Below are 7,493 nucleotides of genomic sequence, written 5' to 3'. Positions count from 1 at the left end.
CATTGCCCGCTACATTCGCGAGCACAACAGGGCATCCAAGCCCTTCGTCTGGACCAAACCGGCCGAGAAAATCCTCGATAAACTCAGCCGTTTGCCTGCACCTTCTGAATGAGTCAGTGCACTAGCGCGCCGTCGATTGGCACGGCGTGGTACGCGATATCTTGGTGCAGAGCCGGCGCAACACCAAAGCCGCCAAGCGCTTCTTCAAGAAGCTGCTAAAGGGCTTGCGCTACGTGCCGCGTGTTGTCGTTACCGACAAGCTGAAGTCCTATGCCGCCGCCAAGGCCAAGATCATCCCCGGCGTCGAGCACCGGCAAAGCCGGTATCTTAATAACCGCGCCGAGAATTCACACCAGTCGACCCGCCAATGCGAGTGGCGGATGAAGCACTTCACGTCACCGCGGCAGGTACAGCAATTCCTCTCCGCTCAAGGCCCTATATACCAGCACTCCCACCCACGTCGACATCGCATGAGTGCCACTGAGTATCGCACTTACCGGGCTGACGCCTTCGCCGTCTGGCAGCAGGAGACGTGCGTCCGCAAGGCTGCGTCATAGCTGCCGTTGGACGGCTTCAGGCCCCCTCTCCTTGCCTCGCTCAAGCTAATGTGACGATGTCTGCTCAGGACAGGGCAGCCAGCTCCGCCTCCAATTCCGCTCGCCGTTCAGCCCAACGCCGCTCCTCATCCTTTGCCCGCGCGATCTCGCGGAGCAGTTCGGTGCGGCGATCCGTTAACGGAGCAGGGGAGGGCGCACGCAGACGCTTCCGGAAGGCCGTCAGTTCGGCCTTTCGCACCGTCGACCGAACGAGCCCTTCCCGCTTGGCGATTTTCAGCTCGTCCTCTTTGAGAGAGGTCAGCAGATAAGCGGCCTCCGACTCCTTCGGCAATTCGTCCGGTCCGACGAAGCCGTTGCGCAGCGCGGCGGCAACGGTCATGTACCGGTTGGCGCTCTGATAGCTGAGATTGCGTAGAGCACCGGCTTCGATTCGCTCGTTGATGAGCTTCACGAATTGCCCATGCGGCACGCTGGCTTTCCAGTCGAGAAGGATCTCGCCGACCAGGACGAACCGCTCCCGGCTCTCTTCCAGCAGGCGGTTGATGGCTTCTTCAAAACTCTCGCCGGCTAGAGATTTGACGGCACCAACGGGGGCAGGGGCTTGGATGTCGTCGAATCGGATGTCCGACACCGCCGTCTTGGTAGCTTTCTTCATGACTTCAACCCGAGCTTACCCGCCACGTACTGCCACAACGCGACAAAATCCTCCACCGACCTGGCGCCGGCTACCTCTACGACGCCGAGGCCGGCGGCGTAGCTGCGGTAGACCTCGGCCAGATCCGGGAGGTCCACGGGGGCGACCTCACCACCGCCGGCGAGGCCGCGTCGCGCGTCGGTGACCTCCTTAACCCTGGGCTTCACCTTGTTGAGGACGAACGTGGTGGTCTTTTTCCGGGAGAGGATGAGGGTCAGAGTCCCGCGTACGGATTCCAAGTCCTCGGGCGTCGCCTGCAGGGGCGTTAGGATGAGGTCGGCCTGGTCGATCAGTTTCTCAGCGTTGGGGCGAATCGCCGCCATCTCGATCGCGGTGGGAGTGTCAATCACCAGCAGGTCGACGCCATCCAGCGGCTCAACCGGATCCGACATCTCGGCGAGCGATTCTTGATAGTGGTCGATGGCAGGGGCGTTCTCAGGTCGCTTCTGCCACCAGCGGGTCAGCGTGCCCTGCGGATCTGTGTCGAGGGTCGCTACACGAAGCCCGGCCGCGGCCGCGGCGGCAGCCATGTTGCGGGCGGTCGTGGTCTTCCCGACGCCACCCTTGCCGTTCAGCACCAACAGGATTTTCACCACAGCCTCCACAATTCAGCAGGAGGATGCGAGACGGAAGGGGAGGGTGTCAACGGGTGTGGGGAAGTTCCAAGACGGTGTTGGAACTTCCCCACACTCACCGGCCGATGAGCCGTTCCGGGATCGGGGGAGGGGAGGGGTGGAGGATGAGGCCCCTCCCGTCTTCATCTTCCATAACCTTGGCTTCCGGATATACCGACAGCGCATACGCCAGAGCGGTCCGGAATTCGGGCTTGAAGTAGCGGAGCGTCGCACCGGTTCCGAACTGATCGAACACAGCCTTCCAGCTCACCGGCTTCGCCTTCTCAAGAACATGGAGGCGATAGGCCAGCCAGACATAGATGTCGAAGGCCATGCTTTTACCAGCGATATGGCGAATCGCCGGCTCCCAAACCGGGACCGGATGCTCCTTCAGCAGGCGGAAGAACGCCTCGGACAGTGACACACGGTCATCCCAGAGGTCACCCTGTTGGTCGAGGCCGCGCAGCCTGATGCCGCCTTCGACGAAGGAGCCGTTCCGGAAGCCCTCGGTCTGCCCATCACACCAATCGAAGGTCAGGGTGCATCGGGAGATCCGCTCAGCTTGGTTCCGGACCTCAGTATAGGTCTTGCCACCGACGGCCACACCCATCCTGTCGAGCCATTGATTCATGGAACGGCCGAGCTCGACCACGGGCGAGTTGGTCCGTACGGCTTGGGTCTGGAGATACAGCAGGATCAGGCGTGCTTTCGACCCGTAAGGGACGCCAATCTTTCGGTAATCATCAGCAGTGCGGGGGTTCGGGACCTTCTTGGCTTCGCCGGGCTTGATGAGAAGCGACAGATTGCCGTTGCTGCGGACCCAGTTCTGCTCATCATCCAGACGGCGATGGGGCAAGGCGGTTAGGCAAAAGCCGGAATAGGTAATTCCGACTTCGTTGCTTTCCTCTTCCAGGATGCTGGCAGCGATGTTGAAATAGGGGATCTCTTGCTCGCTGATCATACGGCGAGCAGCCTCCCGTCCGTGTTGGACGATTAGCTTGTGTACCTGTGCCATGCCGAGCCTCCAGCGATCCTGCTCAACCAAACCATGGAGGCGCCTTATTTTCCACTTGGAACATCCCCACGCAACCTAATTGGTACGCTAATTGAGACTCTATTTGTAATGTGCGGGGAAGGTCCAGGTGATAAGCCCGAGTCGCGTGGGGAAGCTCCAAACCGGCGTGGGGAAGGTCCAATGCCTACTAGCCGATGGGAAGCCGATTCGCGATGGCGGCGGCACTCGCTCGAGAGCGAATCGGGGAAAGGGTTGGAACTTCCCCACATTTCTTGGAACTTCCCCACATCAAGGTTATGGAACTTCCCCACAGCGGGACCGCCAAGGTTCACACCGTTGGCCGTCTCGCGGCTCAGATATGGACGATCAACGCGACCAGAGTGAAACCGGTTCCGGCCAAGAAGATCATTGGCCAGCCGCCGTGAGTCCAGGCTACACCAGCCATGTCGGAGCCCAATGATCCACCCAGGAAAAACAGTCCGACGAACAGGCCGTTCAGCCGACCACGTGCCGCAGGGTCCAGCAGGTTGATGGCACGGCGGCCGAGCTTCTGGTCGCTAACCGCCCGACGTCGAGCTCGATGGGGGCGAGTACCAGCAGACAGAGGGCCAGTGCCGGTGCGGCGACCATATCAGCGGCGGCTGCCAACGCGAAGGACAGCACCACCAGGAGATGTGAGGCGATGGTGGTGCTCCGCGCCCAGGCGCGATCACCAATGCGGCCAGCCAAAGGGGTTGCCAAGGCACCACCGGCTCCCACCAGCGCGAACACGGCGATACCGCCCTGGTCGAGCCCGAACGGCTCCTGGGACAGGCGGAAGGCGACCGCTGTCCAGAACAGGCTGAACGCTGCCATCATCAGGGCCGCGGTCAACGAACGCAGCCTCAATATCTGCTCGTTGCGCAGCAACCCCCACATCGAGGCGATTGAACTGCTCCAGGTTTCCCGGAGGCCCCATCATCTGAGAGAGTGGGGTCATTATGACGAAACCTGCATCACCCAAATACGCCACTGAAGTCCGCGAGCGCACGGTTCGGATGGTGTTCGACCACGAAGGCGAGCATGCCTCGCAGTGGGCGGCGATCAGCTCGATCGCAGCGAAGATCGGCTGCAATCCCGAGACGCTGCGGAACTGGGTTCGGCAGGCCGAGCGTGACCAGGGCAAGCGGCCGGGGCCGACGACGGACGAGCAGGAGCGGATCAAGGCGCTGGAGCGTGAGGTGCGGGAGTTGCGCCAAGCGAACGAGATCCTACGCGAGGCGTCGGCGTATTTCGCTCAGGCGGAGCTCGACCGCCCGTTCCGGAAATGATCGCCTTCATCGACGCGCACCGCACTGTCCATGGGGTCGAGCCGATCTGCCGAGTGCTACCGATCGCCACGTCGACTTACCACGCCCATGCCGCCTGGCGGGCCGATCCGTCCAAGGATCAATGGCGATTCCGTCAACGTCGTCTTCCGCATCCCGCCGCCGTCATTGGGGGTGACGCACGCCCTTTCGGTGAAACGTGCCCAGCGGGCGATAATTGGCAACTATAGCGCGACATTGACGGTGAGGTGCGCGCGTCAATGAAGATGAGGTGACGGTCGCGCTTGGTGTCGCTCATGGTGCTCGGGATCGACGGCGGCGACAAGGGTGATTGTCGCGCCAGCGTCAATCAGGCGTCCTGGATGATTGTCGCGGGCGCGACATCGTCGTTCTGGATGGTGGTGTCGCTGTCGGGTCGTGCGCGGGCGATCGCGGTTCGGCGCCGATAGCTTTCGACGTTCATCTCGAAGATGACAGCGTGGTGCACGAGGCGGTCGATCGCCGCTACGGTCATGGCCTTATCGGGGAAAACCTGATCCCAGGCCCCGAAGGCGGCGTTGGCGGTGATGAACAGGCTGCGCCGTTCGTAGCGGGCGGCGATGAGTTCAAAGAGGACGCTGGTCTCTGCCTGGCTCTTATTCACGTACGAGAAGTCGTCGAGGATCAGCAGGTCGTACTTGTCGAGCTTCTCGATGGCGGATGCCAAGCCAAGATCCTGGCGGGCGACTTGCAGACGCTGAACCAGATCGGTGGTTCGAGTGAACAGCACCCGGTAGCCATTGTCCACGAGGGCGTAGCCGAGGGCGGCTGCCAGATGACTCTTGCCGGAACCGGGCGGGCCGAACGCCAGCAAATTGGAGCCCTTCTCCAACCAGCTGTCGCCCGCGGCGAGCGCCAGGACATGAGCCTTGCTCACCGTCGGCACCGCGGCGAAGTCGAAGGCCTCCAGCGTCTTGCCGGGCGGCAGACGTGCCTCCTGAAGGTGGCGCTGGATGCGCCGTTGCGCCCGCTCGGCCATTTCCAGTTCGGCCAGGACGGTGAGCAGGCGGGCGGCGGGCCATCCCTCCTTGTCGGCTCGGGCAGCGAAGTCCGGCCACAGTCGGGCGATGGTTGGCAGCCGCAAGTCGTTGAGCAGCAACGGCAGGCGGGCGGTGTCGATCGAGGCGGTGCTGGTCATTGGGCGGCTCCGGCGGTCGGCAACAGGGTGTCGTAGGCGGCGGCGGTCGGCAGCGTCACAGTGATGGCCGAGGCGTCGGCGGCGGTGGCGGCGAAGCGTTGCTGCAAGGCGGCGAGGTCGGGCAGTTGTCCGGCATCCAGAACGGTGTCGAGGGCCGTCGCCAGGTCGGCCTCGCAGGCGCGGTCATGGGCCAGCCAGAGCAGGCCCACCATGATCCGGCAGGCCAGGCGCGGATCGAGCTTGGCACTCAGCGCCTCCCAGGCGCGGCGATAGGCCGCCCGCGGGAAGAGGTCGTCGCGGTAGACGAGGTTGAGCAGCGCCTGGGGCTTGCAGCGCAGGCTGTGGATGACGTGCCGGTAGTCGATGACGTGCCCCCGCTTGCCCTTGCCGCGCTGCGGGGCCCGGCCGCGCGGCAGGGTCAGCACCAGCGTGCCGCCGAGAAAGCATTCGAGCCGGTCATCGTGGATGTGGACCTTCAGGCGATGGCCGATCAGGCGCGACGGCACGGTGTAGAAGACCTTGCGCAAGGTGAAGCCGCCCGAGGAGGTGACGTAGACCGTCGTGTGCTCGAAGTCGGTGGTCCGGCGCGCAGGCAAATCCTTCAAGGCCGGGCGCTCCAAGTCGAACATCTTGCGCTGACGGGCATTGTGGCGGCCCACCACCTCGGCGACGAAACGGCGATAGTCGTCCAAGGTGGGAAAATCGCGGCTGCCTCGCAGGGTCAGGGCTTGATCGAGACGGCTCTTGAGATGGCCATGGCGGCTCTCGATGCTGCCATTCTCGTGGGCGACGCCCTTGTTGTTGCGGGTCGGCGTCATGCGGTAGTGGACGCACAGCGCCTCGTAGCGCTCGGTGAGATCCTTGCGGGCCTCGGCGTCGAGGTTGCGGAAGGCGGCCGACAGCGAGTCGGTGCGGTGTTCGGCGGGCACGCCGCCCAGGGCCCACAGGGCGTTTTGCAGGCCGTGGGTCAGCGCCACGAAGCTCTCACCGCCCAGCACCACCTCGGCATGCTCCCAGCCGGAGAAGGCCAGGGTGAAATGGTAGAGGCGGTGATCGAGAGGCTGGCCAGCGATGGTGACGCCGAGGTCGGCGACGTCGGTGAAGTCTGACAGGGCCTGGCGTCCCGGGGGATGCTCCTGGCGGAACATGACCTCCTGGTCCGGGCCGTGCAGGGCCTTCCACGTCTCGATCCGGCGCTCCAAAGTCCGGCGACGACGTTCCCAATCCTCGTCGGGGTAGCGGCGCCCCAACTCCTCCAGGACGGTGATCGGGCGGATGCCTGCGCAGGTCCCGAGCAGGGGCAGAACGTCGGTTTCCCAGACCTCGGCGAGTGGGTCGGGCTTGCTGCGGCCGCGGCGGCGCTCGGTTTTCTTCTGGGAGGGAAGCCGCGGATCCTTTTCGAAGCGTTGGCCGGTGCTGAGGCTGAAGCCCGCCTTGGCGGCCGCCGCCTCTTGGCTAAGTGTTCGACGGTATTCCATGTACAATCGTGCCTGCTGGTCGTTGATGGGTTTGCCGGGCACGGCGGGGGTCCTCTTCTTGGCCGTTGAAGACCCTTCCCCGTACCCACCAATCACGACCGCTGGCGAGGGCTTCGGCCCGCGCCAGTGTGGGGCCGACCTACGGCCGGGCTTCGCCCGCCCTCCGGTCGGCCCCACACTTCACCTTCAATGACGCTGGCACTTCACGTTCGTTGTCGCGCTCCAAGCAACATTGTCGAGGCGGTCATCATCTGCCCGCGTGCATCAACGGCGCGGAACAGGTACATCCCCCGCGCCTTCACCTTCACGTAGGTCTCATCCACCCGTCAGGGCCAGTGGTCATCCGCAGGTGAGGGCGTAAGCGCTTGGCCGGCTCTGGGGCGTCGGCCTGGATCCAGCGGTAGAGCGTCGTGTGATCGACCGCCACGCCGCGGTCGGCCAGCATCCGTTCCAGGTCGTGGTAGCTGATCGGAAACTGCAAGTACCAGCGCTCCGCCCACAGGATCACCGCCGCCGTGAACTGCGTACGCCTCCGGTGAGGGCCGCCTTGGCAAAATAGGGTCGGACGTCTGAGTTTTGCGTGGCGCGTCATCGCGCGGACGCAAACGAGTTGCAAACGTCATGGCTTATCAGCGGGTCGAGGTTCTGACG

6 protein-coding genes, 4 pseudogenes and 1 other annotated feature are annotated in these 7,493 nt (G+C 63.8%); of the genes and pseudogenes, 3 read left to right on the top strand and 7 right to left on the bottom strand.

Annotated elements, in window-relative coordinates:
* Both DS843_RS30615 and DS843_RS30610 read left to right on the top strand, forming a co-directional pair.
* Positions 1-112 (top strand): annotated as a pseudogene (locus DS843_RS30615) (IS630 family transposase); the annotation flags it as partial.
* A gap of 25 nt (positions 113-137) precedes the next feature.
* A pseudogene (locus tag DS843_RS30610) lies at positions 138-557 on the top strand (DDE-type integrase/transposase/recombinase); the annotation flags it as partial.
* Positions 558-621: 64 nt separating this feature from the next.
* Here the strand turns inward: DS843_RS30610 and DS843_RS30605 are convergent.
* The 4 genes from DS843_RS30605 to DS843_RS30590 form a co-directional block, all read right to left on the bottom strand.
* Complete coding sequence (locus DS843_RS30605) at positions 622-1,212, bottom strand: hypothetical protein (RefSeq protein ID WP_149472584.1); 591 nt, start codon at positions 1,210-1,212, stop codon at positions 622-624.
* Complete coding sequence (locus DS843_RS30600; protein WP_167525546.1) at positions 1,209-1,844, bottom strand: ParA family protein; 636 nt, start codon at positions 1,842-1,844, stop codon at positions 1,209-1,211. Before DS843_RS30600 ends, DS843_RS30605 begins: the two co-directional genes overlap by 4 nt.
* Positions 1,845-1,941: 97 nt before the next feature.
* The gene (locus tag DS843_RS30595; RefSeq protein ID WP_286192415.1) at positions 1,942-2,826 is read right to left on the bottom strand and encodes a replication protein RepA; all 885 of its coding nucleotides are present in this window, start codon (positions 2,824-2,826) and stop codon (positions 1,942-1,944) included.
* A gap of 549 nt (positions 2,827-3,375) precedes the next feature.
* Positions 3,376-3,789: an MFS transporter gene (locus DS843_RS30590; protein WP_149472581.1), complete on the bottom strand. Its 414-nt coding sequence runs from the start codon at positions 3,787-3,789 to the stop codon at positions 3,376-3,378.
* A gap of 71 nt (positions 3,790-3,860) precedes the next feature.
* On the opposite strand from DS843_RS30590, the pseudogene DS843_RS30585 reads away from it, so the two are divergent.
* Positions 3,861-4,318, top strand: a pseudogene (locus DS843_RS30585) (transposase); the annotation flags it as partial.
* Positions 4,145-4,261: a sequence feature (AL1L pseudoknot), on the top strand. Its footprint overlaps the pseudogene before it by 117 nt.
* Before the next feature lie 218 nt (positions 4,319-4,536).
* Here DS843_RS30585 and istB read toward each other — a convergent pair.
* From istB to DS843_RS32000, 3 genes and pseudogenes are all read right to left on the bottom strand, one after another.
* Positions 4,537-5,364 carry an IS21-like element helper ATPase IstB gene (istB, locus tag DS843_RS30580; RefSeq protein WP_149472580.1) on the bottom strand — a complete coding sequence of 276 codons (828 nt, stop codon included), beginning with the start codon at positions 5,362-5,364 and terminating at the stop codon, positions 4,537-4,539.
* Positions 5,361-6,884 carry an IS21 family transposase gene (gene istA, locus DS843_RS30575; RefSeq protein WP_149472579.1) on the bottom strand — a complete coding sequence of 508 codons (1,524 nt, stop codon included), beginning with the start codon at positions 6,882-6,884 and terminating at the stop codon, positions 5,361-5,363. The genes istB and istA overlap by 4 nt, the downstream gene beginning before the upstream one ends.
* Positions 6,885-7,096: 212 nt before the next feature.
* Positions 7,097-7,350: pseudogene (locus tag DS843_RS32000) on the bottom strand (DDE-type integrase/transposase/recombinase); the annotation flags it as partial.
* Positions 7,351-7,493: the final 143 nt, after the last annotated feature.

This window comes from Roseomonas genomospecies 6 (genome assembly GCF_008365375.1).
In the GTDB taxonomy this organism is placed as follows: domain Bacteria; phylum Pseudomonadota; class Alphaproteobacteria; order Azospirillales; family Azospirillaceae; genus Azospirillum.
Note: the sequence above shows the minus strand (reverse complement) of the source record. Positions and strands in the feature narration are given on the sequence as shown.